Source organism: Thomasclavelia sp. (assembly GCF_017889095.1).
Classification (GTDB): domain Bacteria; phylum Bacillota_I; class Bacilli_A; order Erysipelotrichales; family Coprobacillaceae; genus Thomasclavelia.
Map to the genome: position 1 here is coordinate 12,628 of NZ_JAGHEW010000289.1, position 18,923 is coordinate 31,550.

The 18,923-nt window shown below is 31.5% G+C and carries 17 protein-coding genes; 2 read left to right on the forward strand and 15 right to left on the reverse strand.

Annotated features, from left to right (window positions below; all coding sequences use genetic code 11):
* Positions 1 to 10: 10 nt before the first annotated feature.
* The 3 genes from J7M77_RS12775 to J7M77_RS12785 all read right to left on the reverse strand — a co-directional run bounded on the left by J7M77_RS12775 (position 11) and on the right by J7M77_RS12785 (position 3,245).
* Positions 11 to 766, reverse strand: coding sequence for an alpha/beta hydrolase (locus tag J7M77_RS12775; protein ID WP_296879173.1), 756 nt, complete (start codon positions 764 to 766; stop codon positions 11 to 13).
* A gap of 107 nt (positions 767 to 873) precedes the next feature.
* A complete protein-coding gene (locus J7M77_RS12780) occupies positions 874 to 2,007 on the reverse strand; it encodes a glycerate kinase (RefSeq protein ID WP_296879175.1) in 1,134 nt (377 codons plus the stop codon).
* A gap of 56 nt (positions 2,008 to 2,063) precedes the next feature.
* Positions 2,064 to 3,245, reverse strand: a complete 1,182-nt coding sequence (locus J7M77_RS12785) for an MFS transporter (RefSeq protein ID WP_296879177.1) — start codon at positions 3,243 to 3,245, stop codon at positions 2,064 to 2,066.
* A 200-nt stretch (positions 3,246 to 3,445) separates the two neighbouring features.
* Between J7M77_RS12785 and gpmA the strand changes: the two genes are divergently transcribed.
* Together gpmA and J7M77_RS12795 are read left to right on the forward strand one after the other, a co-directional pair.
* Positions 3,446 to 4,189, forward strand: coding sequence for a 2,3-diphosphoglycerate-dependent phosphoglycerate mutase (gene gpmA / locus J7M77_RS12790; protein ID WP_296879179.1), 744 nt, complete (start codon positions 3,446 to 3,448; stop codon positions 4,187 to 4,189).
* Positions 4,190 to 4,361: 172 nt separating this feature from the next.
* Positions 4,362 to 4,532, forward strand: coding sequence for a hypothetical protein (locus J7M77_RS12795; RefSeq protein ID WP_296879181.1), 171 nt, complete (start codon positions 4,362 to 4,364; stop codon positions 4,530 to 4,532).
* Here J7M77_RS12795 and J7M77_RS12800 read toward each other — a convergent pair.
* The 12 genes from J7M77_RS12800 to purC form a co-directional block, all read right to left on the reverse strand.
* Entirely contained in the window at positions 4,525 to 5,358 is an 834-nt protein-coding gene (locus J7M77_RS12800) for a hypothetical protein (protein ID WP_296879182.1), read from the reverse strand. The two genes, J7M77_RS12795 and J7M77_RS12800, sit on opposite strands and share 8 nt — an antisense overlap.
* A gap of 70 nt (positions 5,359 to 5,428) precedes the next feature.
* Complete coding sequence (locus J7M77_RS12805) at positions 5,429 to 6,232, reverse strand: endonuclease/exonuclease/phosphatase family protein (RefSeq protein ID WP_296879184.1); 804 nt, start codon at positions 6,230 to 6,232, stop codon at positions 5,429 to 5,431.
* A 104-nt stretch (positions 6,233 to 6,336) separates the two neighbouring features.
* Positions 6,337 to 7,149, reverse strand: a complete 813-nt coding sequence (locus tag J7M77_RS12810) for a hypothetical protein (RefSeq protein WP_296879186.1) — start codon at positions 7,147 to 7,149, stop codon at positions 6,337 to 6,339.
* Between the two features lie 118 nt (positions 7,150 to 7,267).
* Positions 7,268 to 7,645 carry a heavy-metal-associated domain-containing protein gene (locus tag J7M77_RS12815; protein WP_296879188.1) on the reverse strand — a complete coding sequence of 126 codons (378 nt, stop codon included), beginning with the start codon at positions 7,643 to 7,645 and terminating at the stop codon, positions 7,268 to 7,270.
* A gap of 90 nt (positions 7,646 to 7,735) precedes the next feature.
* Positions 7,736 to 8,299, reverse strand: a complete 564-nt coding sequence (locus J7M77_RS12820) for a manganese efflux pump MntP family protein (protein WP_296879191.1) — start codon at positions 8,297 to 8,299, stop codon at positions 7,736 to 7,738.
* 396 nt (positions 8,300 to 8,695) lie between these two features.
* Complete coding sequence (purB, locus tag J7M77_RS12825) at positions 8,696 to 10,084, reverse strand: adenylosuccinate lyase (RefSeq protein ID WP_296879193.1); 1,389 nt, start codon at positions 10,082 to 10,084, stop codon at positions 8,696 to 8,698.
* Position 10,085: 1 nt separating this feature from the next.
* Positions 10,086 to 13,847, reverse strand: coding sequence for a phosphoribosylformylglycinamidine synthase (locus J7M77_RS12830; protein WP_296879195.1), 3,762 nt, complete (start codon positions 13,845 to 13,847; stop codon positions 10,086 to 10,088).
* 11 nt (positions 13,848 to 13,858) lie between these two features.
* Positions 13,859 to 15,109 carry a phosphoribosylamine--glycine ligase gene (gene purD / locus J7M77_RS12835; protein ID WP_296879197.1) on the reverse strand — a complete coding sequence of 417 codons (1,251 nt, stop codon included), beginning with the start codon at positions 15,107 to 15,109 and terminating at the stop codon, positions 13,859 to 13,861.
* Between the two features lie 20 nt (positions 15,110 to 15,129).
* On the reverse strand, positions 15,130 to 16,653 hold the full coding sequence (gene purH, locus J7M77_RS12840; RefSeq protein ID WP_296879199.1) for a bifunctional phosphoribosylaminoimidazolecarboxamide formyltransferase/IMP cyclohydrolase: 1,524 nt from the start codon (positions 16,651 to 16,653) through the stop codon (positions 15,130 to 15,132).
* Position 16,654: 1 nt separating this feature from the next.
* Positions 16,655 to 17,251, reverse strand: a complete 597-nt coding sequence (gene purN, locus J7M77_RS12845; RefSeq protein ID WP_296879201.1) for a phosphoribosylglycinamide formyltransferase — start codon at positions 17,249 to 17,251, stop codon at positions 16,655 to 16,657.
* Positions 17,245 to 18,270, reverse strand: coding sequence for a phosphoribosylformylglycinamidine cyclo-ligase (purM, locus tag J7M77_RS12850; protein ID WP_296879203.1), 1,026 nt, complete (start codon positions 18,268 to 18,270; stop codon positions 17,245 to 17,247). The genes purN and purM overlap by 7 nt, the downstream gene beginning before the upstream one ends.
* A 15-nt stretch (positions 18,271 to 18,285) precedes the next feature.
* A partial coding sequence (gene purC / locus J7M77_RS12855; RefSeq protein WP_296879206.1) for a phosphoribosylaminoimidazolesuccinocarboxamide synthase occupies positions 18,286 to 18,923 on the reverse strand: 638 nt, incomplete at its 5' end.

The following is an 18,923-nucleotide window of genomic DNA, read 5'->3' on the forward strand; positions in this document are numbered from 1 at the left end:
TTACTTCTCCTCAATAATTATTTATAAATTCTTTTATTACTTCACTTACCATAGTTGCATTATGCAATAGCGCTGGATGATCACCACTTGTAAAAATACTCATGGTACCAATTTGTACTTGTTGTAGAATTTGTTTATATTCTGCTTCAATATCTTGACGAATCATAGAATCTTGTAAACTTGCTATCAATAATAAAGGTACTTTTAAATGCTCAAGGGTTGTACAAAACAAAGGTATATTTAAAGTTACCATCATAGTTAAAGCTTTAGTATCTTGTTTAATAACTTCATACCAGTCGTCACCTTGACACCATGAATAAAACTGCCTGGCAGCATTATCATTAACAGCTTTTTTTCGCTCTGCGATTAATTCATCAATAAAATTTTCATGAAATTTACGGCCATCAAAACTATCAGCAATCACATGAGTAATTAAATCGGGACGCTTTAATGCCACATTAATTCCTACCCAGGCACCACCGCTAGTACCCACTAAAATCACTTCTTTTAGTTTTAAATACTCAATTAATTTAATTACCTGTTTTGCCTCTTGATAGTATAAATCATGCGAAAACTCTTCAATTCGATCTGATTTTCCATTACCTAAAAAATCAAGTAAGATTATTTGAAAATCATTTTGATATAGCGGTAAAATATGTTCAAACATTTTTGATGATGACGTATTACCATGTAAAAACATTAAAGGTTTCCCTTGTCCTAATATTTTATAATAAATCTTTTTATCTTTATAATTAAAATAACTCATCTTTCTTACCTCTTAAAAAATTAATATTTTTTTACAAGGTAATTAAGCAGTAATACCTTGTAATTACTGCTGATTAAAAATTCCCATCACCATTTTCTCCTTTTTATCTACAATTTCCATAACCTGATTATTTGCTCAACGGTATCCATTAAATTATTTTTAGCATTTTCTTTATCCATTGCTTCTTGTAAAGTAGTAATTTTACGGATAATTGGAAAATAAGCATCAATTCCATGTTCATTACATGCCCTTGCATCAGGACTAACACTTCCCGCTAAAGCAATTACTGGTTTACCATATTTTTTAGCTAACTTAGCAACACCAACCGGGGCTTTACCCATCGCTGTTTGTTTATCTAAACGCCCCTCTCCAGTGATCACTAGATCGCAAGCAGCTAATTCTTTTTCTATTCCAATCGTTTTTAAAACAAGCGAAATGCCTGATTCCAATCTTGCATTAGTAAAAGTCAAAAAAGCAAAACCTAGACCACCAGCTGCTCCAGTACCTGGATAATTAGCATCACTCATTGGAAATTTATTTTTAGCAATCAAGCTATAGTTTGCCAGCCATTTATCCATTAACTCGATCATTTTTTTATCGGCGCCTTTTTGGGGACCAAAAACTGCACTACAGCCATTTTTACCACATAAGACATTAGTAACATCACAGGCAATATTAAAATGACATTCTTTTAATAATGGCAAAACATTTCTATCATCAATGCTTTTTAGATCTTTTAATCCGATTGCACCAAAAGTTACCGGATTGCCAGCTTGATCAAGCAAGTCAAATCCTAGTGCCTGCAACATTCCAATACCGCCATCATTAGTAGCACTGCCACCAATTCCAATAATAAAATTTCGACATCCTTTTTTAATTGCGTCCTTGATCATTTCTCCTAAACCATAAGTCGTAGTATATAATGGATTTAACTGATCAGGTTTTAATAAAGTAATTCCCGAACTGCTAGCCATTTCAATAACTGCTAACTTACTTGCTGGAATGATGCCATATTGACTATCAATTTGATCACCTAATGGTCCAGTAACTTTGAGTGAAACCATTTGTCCCTGCATTGAGGTAATTAGCGCTTCTACTGTTCCTTCGCCACCATCGGCTAAAGGGAAAACTGATACATCAATATTTTTATCCACTCGTTTAATTCCTGAAACAATGGCCTGACCAGCTTCTATGGAAGATAAACTTCCTTTAAAAGAATCGATTGCAACAACTATTTTCATTAATATCACCCCATTATCTTTACTAGCTAAATAATCAGGTCTTAATGACCTGATTATTAAACTTTTTCAACTGTCACAAAAACAATCAATGCTCCAATTAAAGACATTACAACACCAATTAATAAAACATTACTTACATTAATTGTATCCAACAAAATACCACCTACTAAATTCGCAAAAACACCAGATACAGTCATTGAAGTTGTAACAAATGACTGTCCTTTAGTAATATCACCTTTATCAACCTTACAGTTAACATAATGAACTGAAGCAGGAATAAATAAAGCATAAGCCCCCATTTGCAAAACTTGAGCAAGATAAATCATAATCATATCACTAGCTAAATAAGTAATTGTATGTTTAGCGAAAAATAAAATAATTGATATTTTAATTAATGTTCCACAATTAACTTTTTTACATAACTGATTAAAATATGCCATCGTTGGCAGTTCTAACATAGCTGCTAAAAATACTGCTGTTCCCATATCACTACTATTCCCACCAACATTAGTGATAATTTGAATAAAGAAGTTATTGATAATTGTATGAGCAAAATATACAAATACAAATCCTAGTAAAAATACTAAAAACTTTTTATACTTAGCTGCAAAAGCAACTAATCCTGTGCTATTTTCTTCAGTTTCATTTACTTCTTCTTCAACAATTGATTCGGCATCTTTTGGTAAAACAAACAAATAAACAACAATAAATAATAAACTATTAAAAATCACATAACAAAGCGGTAATAAATCCGGATTGAACCACTCTACTACATACCCCAAAGCAATTGACGCAACAGCATAGGCTACAGAACCTAAACCTCTAGCTAATCCAAAATTAATATTAATATTGTATCTTTCAAAAATAAACGCTAAGGTATTAATCAGCGGCTGTATTGTGGTTTCTAAAGTAAAAATAGAAACAATTAAGATAAAAATAATTGTTTGATTAGCCGGTAATACTAGTAAGGCAATTGAAAGAATAATGGCAACAGCTACAATCGTAGTAATGATTTTTCGAATTTCGATATTTTTATGATTATCAACAAACGTAGCTAAAGCTGGTTGTAAAAAAACTGCCAAGATACTACATAATGATAAAATGATTCCAATCGTTGCATTAGAAAAATCTTTGTAAAGAAGATATACTGATGCATACCCCATCATTGCTGCAAATGTTGCAAAATAGAACACTTGACTGGCAATGTACTTAATGTTTAAACTTTTTTTACTATCCATATAATCTACCTCTTTTAAAACGCTTTCATTAATAATATATCATAAATTATATTGTTAAAAAAGAAAATTCATATTTTGAAAAAAATCAACTTACTTTTTTTGATAATTTTCTCCTATTTTTATCATATTAGTTGACAAAAAAATGATCTGAAATTAAAATATCAATATAGTTAGCAATAGCTAACTATAGGAGGAAATATATGAAATTAGTATTAGTACGTCATGGTGAAAGCGAATGGAATAGATTAAATTTATTTACTGGCTGGCAGGATGTTGATTTAAGTAGTACCGGCATTAATGAAGCCCTTCAAGCTGGAACAATTTTAAAACAAGACGGTTATAGTTTTGATGTGTGTTATACTTCATATTTAAAACGCGCTATTCATACCTTAAATCATATTTTAGATGTAATGGATCTTTGTTATTTACCGGTTTATAAAAACTGGCGCTTAAATGAACGGCACTATGGTGCTTTACAAGGTTTAAATAAAGCTGAAACAGCGGCAAAATATGGTGAAGAACAAGTAAAAATCTGGCGGCGCAGTTATGATGTTTTACCACCGGAATTAAGTGATAATGATAGCCGCAGTGCTAAAAATTTACCAATGTACCAACATGTTGATCCTAAACTTTTACCACAATGTGAAAGTTTAAAAACAACGATCGATCGGGTTATTCCATATTTCAATGAAGTTATAAAAAAAGATATCGAAGCAAATAAAAAAGTGTTGATCGTTGCCCATGGTAATTCATTACGAGCTTTAGTTAAATATTTTGAAAATTTGACCAGTGATGAGATCATGAATATCAATATTCCTACTGGCATTCCCCTTGTCTATGAATTTGATCATAATTTTAAAGTCATCGATCATTATTATTTGGGTGATCCTGATTTATTAAAAACAAAAATAGAAGCTGTTGCTAATCAAGGAAAGAAGGTATAGTTTATGTTAGGCGCTTTAACTTTTTTAACAATCATCTTAGTTTTAATTTATACAATCAAATCACAATTAAAAAAACATTTATTAAAATAATAAAATAGGCTATTAATTTAGTAGCCTATTTTAATTTACATATAATAATACTAAACAGCCAAACTATCAATGAGGTGTTATTATGTATTATCAAGATCTTCACGACTTAATTAATCACAGCAGCAGTTCTCGCCAATATTTTTTAGCTCAATCAATTGATGATCAAATAATTCTACATCAATATAATCATCACATTCATTCTTTATGGCAACTGCATTATTTTATTGAAAATATTGACAAATTAGTTATTTAGGATTAGTTCCTAAATAAACTAATTTTAATTCAATTCCCGTATTTAAAGCAATCGAAGAATTGATTGGCAAATATAAATTACGATAACTATTTGATAATTTATCATCGACATTAAAAAACATCTTTTTAACTTCATCATTTATTTGATATTCAATTTCCCCAGCTCCAGCTACTACATATATATCATACCAGCCAGCCTGGTAATTAATTGATTCAAAATACATCCCCGCTTTTAAATCAATTTCCATTTTTGCTTTAACTAGATTATTAGTTATTTCATTTTTAATGTTTGGTAATTGATTTTCTTTTGGTTTTAACGATTGATTCAAAATCGACTCTAAAATATTTTCAAACTCCATTTTTTCATCAGTTTCGCTTTCTTTAGTTAACTGATTCAACTCATTACAATACCCAATGATTCCTTTAGCACATGATTCGCCTTTTAATTTACATGCCTGTAATTCATCATCGTCATTAGGAAAGATCCCGACCAAATATCTTTTTTCATGGTAATGAATATCACGAATTAATAAATATACTGCTTCTAATTCTATTTTGATTTCTTCATTACCATTTAATAAAGCCGTTAAATAATCAAGTTCATCACCATCTAAATGATAAGCCTGATCATTAAAAAAATTAATTCCTGGATTAGCATTTAAATTACAAGAATCATAGTGTTCTTGAATACACAAAACATCACTAATTTCATGATAATGATAAACATCCTGATTAATGATAATATCTTTATTATTATAAACAACATTTAACTCTTTATATCCAATTTCCTGCAATAAAGCATTTATCTTATTAGTTTTAACTGCCATAATTATCTCCTCAACTTTACTTTATAAATTAATTCTATGCTCTTATTTTTAACTTAATGTGAAGTTTTTACTAACTAAGCATAAATTTTGCATATAATAAATTATGATCAGAAAAAGAGGATTGTTTCACGGCCCGTTCAACCAATTTTAAACGATTAGAGTAATAGATATTATCTGGACAGCCATAATTACCATAAGTCATCAATGATTCATCATCGTTAACACTATTTAACTTATCCATTTGCCAAGGCTGATTATAACCAAAAAAATAATTAAAATCTCCAGCTAATAATGTATAGCCATCATTAGTAATATTATTTTCAATAAATTCTAACTGGCTACTACGATATTCATCATAAGCCACATGACTATTATAAACAGTTAATGGTATTTTACCATATTGAATGATAGTTTTAGTTAGAATTCGCGGTTCTTTGATCAAACTATTAGGCATTAGCTGAGAAGAAACTTCAGTGATGGGATAACGACTTAAAATTCCAATTCCATAATAACCATTTAACAGCCACATCGTTGAATAAAAATGATAATATGGATAACCGGCTTCTTTAGCCATTGTCATAACCATATCAAAGTTTTCAGAGCGCCAGGCGTTTTTATCAACTTCCTGTAAACAGATGATATCTAATTGTAAATCTTTAACATCATTTACAAAATTCTTCAAATCCGCTTTACCATAATTCAAAGAGTGAACATTATATGTACCAATCTCTAAATATTGATCAGTAGTAAGATTTTTACTTTCGCTTGCTAATAAACAAGAATATTCGCTTGCATAAATTGTATAATAAAATTTTCCGGCAACCATCACTATTACAATGATTAGTGCTAAAAAAATCATCAATATCTTTTTCATCAAAATACCTCCAAATATTATTATTTATTATAAAACTTAAATCATACTTCAAGTCAAGTTAATTTTATTAACAATTAAAAAACCAGTATCAATTACTGGTTAATTTAACTATTTTTATCTAATGCCTTTAAATAATCCTTGTCTTTATCTTTTCTTCTAGGAATAAAGCGTTTTAAAAAAGAAAACTTCCGTGGATATTTAGTATAGAAAAAACCAAAAACAGAAAAAACAGCTGCTCCAATAAAATTTACGATTAAATCTTCCATAGTATCGATCAAACCAATATCAACATATCCCGCTAATTGTTTACCATTAACAATAACTTCATTAACAACCGGAAAAGAAACTCGACCCCCAGCTAATAAATCAGCATGATTTAAAGTGGTAACAATCGTATTTTTTTGCGTATTCATTCCTAAAAACTGATCCATCGAAAATTCAAAAAATTCCCAAATTACCCCAATTGTCATTGAAAAACAAAACGCAACCAAAACTAAAAATAACGGTGACAATTCAAATTTAACTCGTTCACTTTTATTTAATAAATCAACTAAAGAAAAACCAATTCCGGCAACAATAAAGCCATTGACTGTATGCAAGATCGTATCCCATTGCGGATACATGAAATAATAATTATTGACTTCACCTAAAATTTGAGCAGCAAAAATAAATAATAAAATAATTATCTCTAAGGTCGAAGGCAACTCGACCTTGAAAGTCACCTGGAAAAAACTAGGTATAATCAATAAAAGTAAAGTAAGCAAACAAGTAAAAACATTTTCATAATTTTGATTAATGAACTGATATATGATCGTTAGTACAATTAAAATTCTAAGCGTCATATAAACAAAAAATGATGCTTTGTGTTCCCGTACTTCTAAAAAAATCGCATCGTTTAATTTTTTTAGTTTCTGCATAAATACCATCCCCGTTTCATTACATAAGATATGTGTATTATAACAAATTATCCTCATTATTAAAGGCAATTAATAAAATCTTTAGTAATTCTTTAGCTTCCTAAAAATAAAAAAGCGCCTAAGCGCTTTTTAACTGTTTAACATCGATTGCCTTATAACCGGCTTCTTTAATTATTTCTTGGATTTTTTCTTTAGATATTTCTTGTTTAGTAAGTAAAAGTCCCGTATTTTCTTGTAAATTTACCTGCATGTAATAACCATCTAGTTTATTAAAAGCATTTTCAACCCGCATTTGACAGTTTTGACACGACATGCCTTTAATTATTATTGAATAAGAATACTGATAATGGGATTTATTACGATCATGAGGTTTAATTGGTAAATTATCTTCATCAATTCCACCCCCACAACATCCTCCTTTTAGTTTTTTAGTATATGATTTAATTGTATACAAGCCAATTAGAATTAAAATAATTACAATAATTGCAGTTGTCATAAAACACCTCCTGTTAGCTATAACTAACTATTAATAGTTTAACTAAAATATTAGTACTTGTCAATAAACAAAAAAGACAGTTTAAACTGTCTAAAAAAATAGATGTTCAATTAAAATTTTACTTCCCATTAAAATTAAAATAATCCCGCCAGCTAATTCAGCTTTGTTTTTATATTTTTTACCAAAAACATTTCCAACTTTTACACCAATAACACAAATAACAAATGTAATGATTCCAATTAAAGAAATCGCTAATAATAGTGGAACTTCAAAGAACGAAAATGTAATTCCTATTGCCAAGGCATCAATACTAGTAGCAATTGATAACATAATTAGATCTCCTAATCGAAGTCTTTCATCCTGGCAGCTTTCTTCATCGTCGTTTTCAAATGATTCTTTAATCATACTTAAACCAATTAAACCTAATAGAATAAAAGCGATCCAATGATCAATTACTGCAATCTTGTTTGCAAAAGTTGTTCCTAGTAAATATCCTAGTGCGGGCATCAATGCCTGGAATACCCCAAAAAATCCGGCAATTATAATTGCCTGGCGATAATTCATCTTGCGCATCGCTAATCCTTTACAAATAGATACCGCAAAAGCATCCATCGCCAAACCAACCCCAATTAAAGCAATTTCAATTATTGACATCTTACGCTCTTACATAATTTTATCAATGGGGTTAATTGATAAAGATATTTTTTTGTTTGATTCATTTTTTATCCTCCAAGTTTTTCTTCATTGAAAAAGACCCGTATACAACAATATATTCGTTATACGCGAGTCTTATATCCAAATCCACCAAAATAAAAAACTCGATATAGCCAAAAATATTGTTCTATATGAGTCTCGTTATTTAAGACAAGCCAGATTATTATTATAATCAGTATGTTGACTTGACCCACTAAAATAAGTGGCAACTACTCCCTCAAGGGTTATTTTCAATGTATCATTATTTTAGCGAATATCTAAGTACTAGTCAAGATAGTATTGATTTTTTATTAAAAGAAAACAGAAACATTAAGATCAATGTTTCTGTTTATCGACTTATTTAGAATTTAAATCTAATTTTGCCAGCTGATTAGCTAAACCAATATAAGCAGCCGGTGTCATATTTACTAATGTTTGACGATCTTCATCAGATAAAACATCTAGACTTTCTGCAAATTTTAAGATATCTTCTTTAGAAATGCTCTTGCCACGAGTTAATGCTTTTAAAGTATCATAAGCATCTGGAACACCGTATTTTCTAAGCATTGTCTGGATTGGTTCTGCTAAAACTTCCCATTTTTCATTAAGATCGCTAGCTAATTTTTCCTTATTGACAACACATTTTGCTAGTCCATTAATTGTTTCATTGATTGCCTGTAATGAATAACCAAAAGCTAAACCTAAATTTCTTTGGCTTGAAGAATCTGATAAATCCCGTTGCATTCTTGATTTTGGTAATTTATTTGATAAAGCTACACAAATATTATTAGACATATCAATATTTGCTTCACTATTTTCAAATCTAATTGGATTTACTTTATGAGGCATTGTAGAACTTCCAACTTCTCCTTTAACTGGGATTTGTTTAAAGTATTCCATCGAAATATATAGCCACATATCAACATCAAAATCAACTAGAACATTATTAAAGTGACGAATACCATCTAAAATATGGCAAGTATAATCATGACTTTCAATTTGAGTTGTTAAAGGATTAAAAGTTAATCCTAAATATTCTTCAACAAATTTTTTAGCTAATTCAGGCCAGTTTTCATTAGGAAAAGCTGTTAATATAGCACTATAATTACCAGTTGCCCCATTGAATTTAGCTTTGATCTTTACCGCTTCAACATTTTCAATACTTGATAAGAAGCGATAAGCATATACTTTAAATTCCTTACCAATTGTTGTTGGTGTTGCTGGCTGGCCATGAGTATGGGCTAGCATTGCATCTTCACTATGTTCATCAGCCCATTTATCAATAATTGCTGCAATTTCTTTAGCTTTAGGTAACCAGACATCTTTTAATCCATATTTTAACATACATGCATAAGATGTATTATTGATATCTTCTGAAGTACATCCAATATGAACAAAGCTTTGTAAATAATCAAAACCTAAAGTGGCTACTTGTTCATCAATAAAATATTCAACTGCTTTAACATCATGACGAGTTGTATTTTCGATTTCTTTGATGCGAGCAAATGAATCATAATTAAACTCACTAGCAATCGCTGTTAATTTATCCATTTCATTTACATCAAATCTTTTTAAAATATCGCTTTCAACATTTTCGATTAAAAACTTTAACCATTGAATTTCAACAAAAACACGATATTTTACTAAAGCATATTCAGAGAAATATTCTCCTAAAGCATCTTTAACCCCAGCATAACGACCATCTAACGGGCAAAGTGTTAAACATTCAAACTCTTGTTTATTCATTCTATTTTCCACCTCTAAAATAATCTACACCAGCTTCAAATAATTTTTGGTCCATTTCACCATAAACATTTTTAAAGCGGTTTTCACCTTGACGTTCACTATGACCCATTTTACCAATTACTCGTCCATCTAAAGAAATAATTCCTTCGATTGCATACATTGAACCATTTGGATTATATGGTGTTTGCATAGTAACTTTACGGTTAGGATCAACGTATTGTGAAAATACTTGTCCGTTTTCAAATAATTCTTCCATCACTTTCTTTGGTGCCACAAAGCGACCTTCACCATGACTTACTGGAATTGTATAAATATCATCAACATTTACATATTTTAACCAAGGTGATTTAACACTTCCAATTCTTGTATCAACCATTTGGGATACGTGACGACCAATTGTGTTAAAAGTTAAAGTTGGATCATCTTTAGACATATCTTTAATTTTACCGTATGGCAATAATCCTAATTTAACTAAAGCCTGGAATCCATTACAAATACCAATCATCAAACCATCACGATTTTCTAACAAATCAGTAATCGCTGCTTTTAAGCGTGGATTTCTAAGAACAGTAGCGATGAATTTACCAGATCCTTCTGGTTCATCACCAGCACTGAATCCGCCAGGTAACATGACGATATTTGCTTTTTTGATTGCTGCTTCTAATTCATTGATTGAATCATTAAGCATTGACTGCGTTTTATTTCTAATTAAAACTGTTTCTACTTTAGCTCCAGCTTTTTTAAATGCCCGAGCTGAATCATATTCACAGTTAGTTCCTGGGAATACTGGAATTACAACTAATGGCTCATCAACGATTACTTTAGCTTGTAAATTTGATCTTGTTTTACATGCTGCAACTTTGATTTCACTTGTTGGTGCTTTTTCTCTAGTTGGATAAACTTTTTCTAATGGTGCTTTATTAACTGCATAGGCTTCATCTAAAGAAATCATATCACCACCATAAGATAAAGCTTCACTATCATTAGTAGTTGCTACAATTCGATAGCTGTCAAATACACTTAAATCTTTTTCTGATTTAACTTCAATTACGATATTACCATAATCACGGACAGTATAACTTTCTAAACTATATTCATTATTGAATGCTACCCCAACACCGTTTCCAAAGGCCATTTTACTAACCGCTTCAATAATTCCACCATCTTTTACAGTATAAGCACTATAAATTTTCTTTTCTTTCATTAAAGCCATGATTGCATCATATTGTTTTTGTAAATGATTGAAATCAAATACTTTAAATTCATCTTTATTGATCATGATTTCCGCTAAAACATGGCCAGTTTCTTTAGCTTCAGGTGTCATGATATCATCAACTTCACCACTAGTGATGGCAAAAGATACTAATGTAGGTGGTACATGCAAGTCTTCAAAAGATCCTGACATACTATCTTTACCACCAATTGATGCTAGTTTTAAAGCACTTTGAACGCGATAAGCACCTAATAATGCTGCCATCGGTTTTCCCCAGCTAACTGGATTATCTAATAATTTTTCAAAATACTCTTGGAATGAAAATCTAATTTTATGATAATTACCACCCATAGCAACGATCTTGGCAACTGATTCAACAATTGCATACATAGCCCCATGATATGGTGACCATTTAGAGATAACTGGATTATAGCCATAAGCCATAATTGAACAAGTTGTTGTTTCTTTATCCAATACTGGAATTAAAGCAGCCATCCCTTCAACTTCACTATGATATTTAATGCCACCAAATGGTGATAATACTGTTCCATTACCAATTGAAGAGTCAAACATTTCAATTAACCCTTTTTGTGAAGCAACACTTAATTTTGAAAGAGTTTCTTTTACCGTTTTAACAAAATTAGTTTGTGGTACTTCATCAAATGGTGTCTTTTCAAAATCAGGTAAAGTAATCTTAATATCCTGATAACGTTTAGCTCCTGCAGCATCTAAGAAATCACGAGAAATGTTAACAATATCTTGTCCCTGATGTTTCATGACCAAACGATTTTGATCAGTAACAACAGCTACCTGAACAACTTCTAAGTTTTCTTTGCTACATTGTTCTTTGATAAAATCAGCATCTTTAGGATCAATAACGATTGCCATTCTTTCTTGAGATTCCGAGATTGCCAGTTCGGTTCCCGTTAAACCTTCATATTTTTTCAATACAGCATCTAAGTTTATTTCTAAGCCTGGTGCTAATTCACCAACGGCAACACAAACCCCACCAGCTCCAAAATCATTACAACGAACAATTTTTTCACTTACTTCTTTATTTCTAAATAAACGCTGGATTTTTCTTTCTTCAACTGGATTTCCTTTTTGAACCTCAGCCCCAGCTGTTTCAATTGATTTAACATCATGAGATTTTGATGAACCAGTAGCACCACCGATTCCATCACGCCCAGTACGTCCACCAATTAGTAAAACAATATGATCTTTTAATGGTTCTAAACGTTTTACTTGATCTTTTGGAGCTGCGGCAACAACAGCACCTAATTCCATTCTTTTAGCCATATAGCCATCATCATAGATTTCATGGACATATCCAGTAGTTAAACCAATTTGATTTCCATAAGATGAAAAACCATGAGCCGATTCTTTACATAATTTTCGTTGTGGTAATTTACCAGGAATCGTTTCTTCTAATGATTTACGAGGATCACTAGCTCCTGTAATACGCATTGACTGATAAACATAAGCCCGACCTGATAAAGGATCACGAATCGCACCACCTAAGCAAGTTGCTGCTCCCCCAAATGGTTCGATTTCTGTTGGATGGTTATGGGTTTCGTTTTTAAACATTAATAACCATTGTTCATCGCCTTCACTAGTATGAACAGTAATTTCTACTGAACAGGCATTGATTTCTTCAGAAACTTCTAAATCATCTAAATATCCAGTTTTACGTAATTCTTTCATTGAAATAGTCGCTAAATCCATTAAAGTAAGCGGCCGTTTAGTATCAATTCCATAAACTAAATGGCGACTAGTTTTATAATCTTCAACATCTTTAGCTAAAATTTCTTTAAAAGCACCACTTTCAATATCTAAATCAGTAATAACTGTTGCAAACGTAGTATGACGACAGTGATCAGACCAATAAGTATCCAACACTTTCAATTCAGTTTCCGTTGGATCACGTTTTTCTTCGTTTTTGAAATAATCTTGAGTTACTTTTAAATCATCATAACTCATTGCCATTCCATTTACTTTTAAATAATTTTCTAAACCGGCCTGATCTAATTCATTAAAGCCTGTAATTGTTGGGACTGGTTTAATATCAATAATAGCATCATCTAAATTTTCTGGTTTTTCTAAACTTGCTAGTCTTTGATCAACTGGATTGATTAAGAAATTTTGAATTCTTTTTAATTCAGTTTCTTTATCACCATCTAGATCAATTGCATAAACACGAGCACATTTTACTTTAGCATCACTATTACCAGTTAAAATTGCAAAGCATTGATTACATGAATCGGCTCTTTGATCATATTGCCCTGGTAAAAATTCAATTGCGAAAATTGACTCTTGATCATTTACAGGGAAATTTTCTTGATAAACATCATCAACCATTGGTTCAGCAAGAATTGTATTGATCCCTTGTTTTAAGATTTCATCATCAATTCCTTGAACATCATAACGGTTAATAATTCTTAGTGAATTAATTTTTATACCCAGCTGTTGCGTTAAATTTTGTTTTGTTTCATTTGCTTCAGTTGCATAAGCTGGTCGTTTTTCAACATAAATTCGCTTTACACTACTCATTTTCATCCCCCTTATCTAAGTCCAATATCATTACGGTAGAACTTACCGTCAAAATCAATTATCTTAGCTGCCTTATAAACCTTTTCTCTAACTTCTTCTAAAGAGTTGCCAGTAGCACAAATATTTAAAACTCTACCGCCATTAGTAACTAATTTATCGTCTTTGTTGGCTGTACCAGCATGGAAGATCACACAATCTTCAACTTCATCAAGATGTTTAATTTCCAATCCCTTTGGATAACTTCCTGGATAACCACCACTAGCCAAAACTAGACAGGCAACATGCTCATCATTCCATTTAACTTCAACATCTTTTAAAGTTTTAGTTGCACAGGCAACCATGATATCATATAAATCACTATCTAAACGTAACATGATTGATTGAGTTTCGGGATCACCAAAACGGACATTGAATTCTAATACTTTAGGCTGTTTATTTTCAATCATTAAAACAATAAAAACAACCCCGCGATAATCCATCTGATCAGCTTTTAATCCCGCCATAAATGGTCTTAAAATTTCTTGTTCAAAAATTTCATCCATTCCTTCAGGTAAAAACGGATTTGGTGAAACAGTTCCCATACCACCTGTGTTAGGTCCAAGATTGCCATCAAAAGCTTGCTTATGATCTTTAGCACTTACCATTGGAACAATTGTATCACCATCAACAAAGCATAATAGTGAACATTCAAAACCAGTTAAAAACTCTTCTAAAACAACTTTACTTCCGGCTCCATCAAGACTGCCATCAATCATCATTTCTTTTAAGGTATTTTTGGCATCATCTTCATTTTCAACAATGACAACACCTTTACCAGCCGCTAAACCATCAGCTTTGATTACTAATGGATAATCAAAATCTTGAATTGCTTTGATTGCTTCATCATAGCTGTTTACTTCTTGATAACGTGCTGTTGGAATATGATGACGAATCATAAAATCTTTAGAAAAAGCTTTACTTCCTTCTAAAGTAGCGGCATGTTTAGTTGGTCCAAAAGCCAACAATCCCGCTGCTTCCAAATCATCAGCTAGACCATTACATAATGGCACTTCAGGACCAATGACCGTCAAATCAATTTGATTATCTTTAGCAAATTTTACGATCATTTCATTGTCTTCAACATTTCCAGCAATACATTTACCAATCTTAGCAATCCCTGGATTACCAGGAATTGCATAGATTTCATCAACTTTTTCACTTTGATTTAATTTATAAGCAATAGCATGTTCACGACCGCCACTGCCAATTACAAGAACTTTCATCTTTTTTTAATACCTTTCTATTAATGTCTAAAATGACGATATCCAGTAAATACCATTGGAATACCTTTTTCATTACAGTAGTCAATTGAATCTTGATCTCTAATTGAACCACCTGGCTGTACGATCGCACTAATTCCGGCTTTATAAGCTACTTCAACACAATCACTAAATGGGAAGAAAGCATCACTTGCTAAAACGGCACCATTGAAATCTTTATCTGGATTATTATGAATTGCATTTTCTAATGCCCATACTCTTGAAGTCTGGCCACCGCCAACAGCTAAAGTTACCCCGTTTTTAACGATACAAATAGCATTAGATTTAACAAACTTAACCACGCGCATACCAAATTCCATATCACTAATTTGACTGTCAGTTGGTTTAGCTTCAGTAACACAATTCATTTCTTTGATCATTTCAGTATTAATATCTTGAACTAAAACTTTACCTTCTAGATATTTAATATCATATTTAGCTTCTCTTACTGTTGGAGTATTTAATTTTAAAATTCGTAAATTTTTCTTTTTCTTTAAAACTTCTAAAGCATCATCATCAAAGTCTGGAGCCGCAACAATTTCTAAGAAGATCTTATGCATTTGTTCGGCTGTTTTTTTATCAATCTTATAATTTACCGCAACAATACCACCGAAAATACTTTGAGGATCAGCTTCATAAGCTTTCATATAAGAATCATAACCATCTTTTCCAATAGCGACACCACAAGGTGTTGAATGCTTAATGGCAGCCGTAACGATTTGATCTTTAAATTCACGAACTAAAGCAACAGCACCATATAAATCATTAACGTTATTGAAAGATATTTCTTTACCATGTAACTGTTCATAGTCTAATAAACTATGTTGGACAAATGGATCAACATAAGCGTTTGCTCTTTGTTGTGAGTTTTCACCATAACGTAAATGTTCTGTTTTCTTTAAACTAATATTTAATGTATCAGGGAAATCATCACCTACAACTCCTGCAAAATAACGAGAAATCATTGCATCATAGGCTCCAGTAGTTGAAAAGGCTTTATATGCAAGATTTAATCTAAAATCAAAATCATCAGTATTATTTTTAATTGCTGCTAAGACATCATCATAATCACTAGGATCAGTTACAATTAAAACATCTTTAAAGTTTTTAGCAGCTGAACGAATCATTGATGGTCCCCCAATATCAATGTTTTCAATCATTTCGGCCATTGGTTTACCAGCTTTTAAGGCTTTTTCAAATTCATATAAATTAACACATACTAGATCAATTGGCTGAATTCCCATTTTTTCAACTGTTTCTACATGCTCTTTAACATCACGACGATATAATAAACCACCATGAACTTTAGGATGTAACGTTTTAACCCGTCCATCAAGAATTTCTGGAAAACCAGTTACATCATCAATGGCAATACAAGGAATATTAGCCTCTTGTAATTTAGCCATAGTTCCGCCAGTAGAAACAATTTCATAACCTAATTCTACTAAGCCACTACAAAATTCTACAATTCCATCTTTATTAGTAACACTTACTAATGCTCTTTTCATTTTAAATCACCTTAGCCCTTTCATTTTCAACAACTATTCTATCATCACAAAATAATGCTACTGCTTTAGGTAATAACTGGTGTTCAATTTCTAAAACACGTTTTTGAATATCTTCAGCATTATCTAAATCATCAATATTACAGGCTTCCTGTAAGATAATTGGTCCCCCATCAACTTCACCAGTTACAAAATGAACTGTGGCCCCAGTAACTTTAACTCCTTTGTTTAGTACGCTTTCATGGACATGCATTCCATAAAAACCAGGTCCACAAAATGAAGGAATTAATGAAGGGTGGATATTAATAATTTTATTTGGATAGGCATCAATCAATACATCAGTTAAAATAGCCAGATAACCCGCTAATACAATTAAATCAACATTCCGTTCTTGAAGCATCTTGACTAATAATTGATCATCTTTTTTTACGACCGCAGTCTCAATTCCGGCATTTTTAGCCCGGGTTAAACCATAAGCGTTTTTACGATTTGAAACTACTAATACAATTTCACCATTGATGCTGCCATGATTAACAGCATCAATGACTGATTGCAAATCTGTTCCGCCACCTGAAACAAAAACGGCAATCTTTTTTAACATAATGTAACTCCCTTATTACCAGCTTCGATCTTACCAATGACAAAACACTTATCACCGGCTTCATTAATGGCTTTAATAGCTTCATTAACATCTTCTTGATCTAAAGCAATGACCATACCAATTCCCATATTGAAAGTATTATACATTACTTGTTCACTAACATTACCTTTTTTAGCAATCAATTTGAAGATTGCTGGTACTTGATAGCTATCTTTATTAATTACAGCATTAACTCCTTCAGGTAACATTCTTGGAATATTTTCATCAAATCCACCACCAGTAATATGGCTGCATCCTTTAACCTTAATCCCGGCTTCTTTGATTTTCTTTAACGCTTTTACATAAATTCTAGTTGGTTCGATTAACGCTTCACCTAATGTTTTATTTAATTCATCATAATATGTATCTAATGATTCTTTAGACATTTCAAATACTTGACGCACTAATGAAAAACCATTGCTATGAACACCGCTTGAAGCAATTCCTACTAAAACATCGCCAGGTTTAATATCTTTACCATCAATAATTTCTTTTTTATCAACTACGCCAACGGCAAATCCCGCTAAATCATAATCATCTTCTGGCATTAAACCTGGATGCTCAGCTGTTTCACCACCAACTAAAGCACAGCCAGACTGTTTACAACCTTCAGCAACTCCGCTTACGATCGTTGCAATTTTTTCTGGATAATTTTTTCCACAAGCAATATAATCTAGGAAAAATAATGGTTCTCCTCCAGAGCAGGCAATATCATTAACACACATCGCGACAGCATCAATTCCAATTGTATCATGTTTATCCATGATAAATGCTAATTTAACTTTAGTTCCACAACCATCTGTCCCTGATAATAATACTGGTTCATCCATTTCTTTGATCTTGCTTAAATCAAAAGCACCAGCAAAGCCACCAAGACCACCTAAAACTTCTGGTCGCATTGTTTCTTTTACATGTTTTTTCATTAATTCCACTGATTTATATCCAGCTTCAATATCAACGCCAGCTTTTTTATAATCCATTTTTATTCCCCTTTTTTATTTTTGCATTCTCGCTAAAACAGCTTTATAAGTTTCAATTAAATCACCAATATCTTGTCTAAATACATCTTTGTCATATTTTTGATTAGTATCAACATCCCATAAACGACAAGAATCTGGAGAAATTTCATCAGCAAGCAGAATTTCACCTTCTGGTGTTTTACCAAATTCAATTTTAAAATCAACTAATTTCAAATTTAAACTCAAGAAAAATTCTTTTAATAATTCATTGATTTTTAAAGTTTCTTGTTTAATAAAATTATATTCTTCACGAGTACATAATTTTAAAGCTACTGCATGATCTTCATTGATAAGCGGATCACCATAATCATCATTTTTATAACTGATTTCAAAGATTGGTTCATCTAAAACAATTCCTTCTGGTGCTCCTAATCTTTTACAAAAAGAACCAGTTGTAATATTTCTAATAATTACTTCTAATGGGAAAATTTCTACTTTTTTTACTAATACATCACGATCATTTAATTTTTCAATCATGTGTGTTTTAATTCCAGCTTCTTCAAGCATATCGAAAATAATACAAGAAATCGTATTATTTAAAACCCCTTTACCAGCAAACTGATCATGTTTTACCCCATTACCAGCAGTTGCATCATCTTTATAATGAATTAAAT

What these genes read in the sequence shown, in the direction of transcription:
- J7M77_RS12775 (WP_296879173.1), bottom strand. Translation starts at nt 766, where the DNA reads ATGAGTTATTTTAATTATAAAGATAAAAAGATTTATTATAAAATATTA.
- J7M77_RS12780 (WP_296879175.1), bottom strand. Translation starts at nt 2,007, where the DNA reads ATGAAAATAGTTGTTGCAATCGATTCTTTTAAAGGAAGTTTATCTTCC.
- J7M77_RS12785 (WP_296879177.1), bottom strand. Translation starts at nt 3,245, where the DNA reads ATGGATAGTAAAAAAAGTTTAAACATTAAGTACATTGCCAGTCAAGTG.
- gpmA (WP_296879179.1), top strand. Translation starts at nt 3,446, where the DNA reads ATGAAATTAGTATTAGTACGTCATGGTGAAAGCGAATGGAATAGATTA.
- J7M77_RS12795 (WP_296879181.1), top strand. Translation starts at nt 4,362, where the DNA reads ATGTATTATCAAGATCTTCACGACTTAATTAATCACAGCAGCAGTTCT.
- J7M77_RS12800 (WP_296879182.1), bottom strand. Translation starts at nt 5,358, where the DNA reads ATGGCAGTTAAAACTAATAAGATAAATGCTTTATTGCAGGAAATTGGA.
- J7M77_RS12805 (WP_296879184.1), bottom strand. Translation starts at nt 6,232, where the DNA reads ATGAAAAAGATATTGATGATTTTTTTAGCACTAATCATTGTAATAGTG.
- J7M77_RS12810 (WP_296879186.1), bottom strand. Translation starts at nt 7,149, where the DNA reads ATGCAGAAACTAAAAAAATTAAACGATGCGATTTTTTTAGAAGTACGG.
- J7M77_RS12815 (WP_296879188.1), bottom strand. Translation starts at nt 7,645, where the DNA reads ATGACAACTGCAATTATTGTAATTATTTTAATTCTAATTGGCTTGTAT.
- J7M77_RS12820 (WP_296879191.1), bottom strand. Translation starts at nt 8,299, where the DNA reads ATGTCAATAATTGAAATTGCTTTAATTGGGGTTGGTTTGGCGATGGAT.
- purB (WP_296879193.1), bottom strand. Translation starts at nt 10,084, where the DNA reads ATGAATAAACAAGAGTTTGAATGTTTAACACTTTGCCCGTTAGATGGT.
- J7M77_RS12830 (WP_296879195.1), bottom strand. Translation starts at nt 13,847, where the DNA reads ATGAGTAGTGTAAAGCGAATTTATGTTGAAAAACGACCAGCTTATGCA.
- purD (WP_296879197.1), bottom strand. Translation starts at nt 15,109, where the DNA reads ATGAAAGTTCTTGTAATTGGCAGTGGCGGTCGTGAACATGCTATTGCT.
- purH (WP_296879199.1), bottom strand. Translation starts at nt 16,653, where the DNA reads ATGAAAAGAGCATTAGTAAGTGTTACTAATAAAGATGGAATTGTAGAA.
- purN (WP_296879201.1), bottom strand. Translation starts at nt 17,251, where the DNA reads ATGTTAAAAAAGATTGCCGTTTTTGTTTCAGGTGGCGGAACAGATTTG.
- purM (WP_296879203.1), bottom strand. Translation starts at nt 18,270, where the DNA reads ATGGATTATAAAAAAGCTGGCGTTGATATTGAAGCTGGATATAAATCA.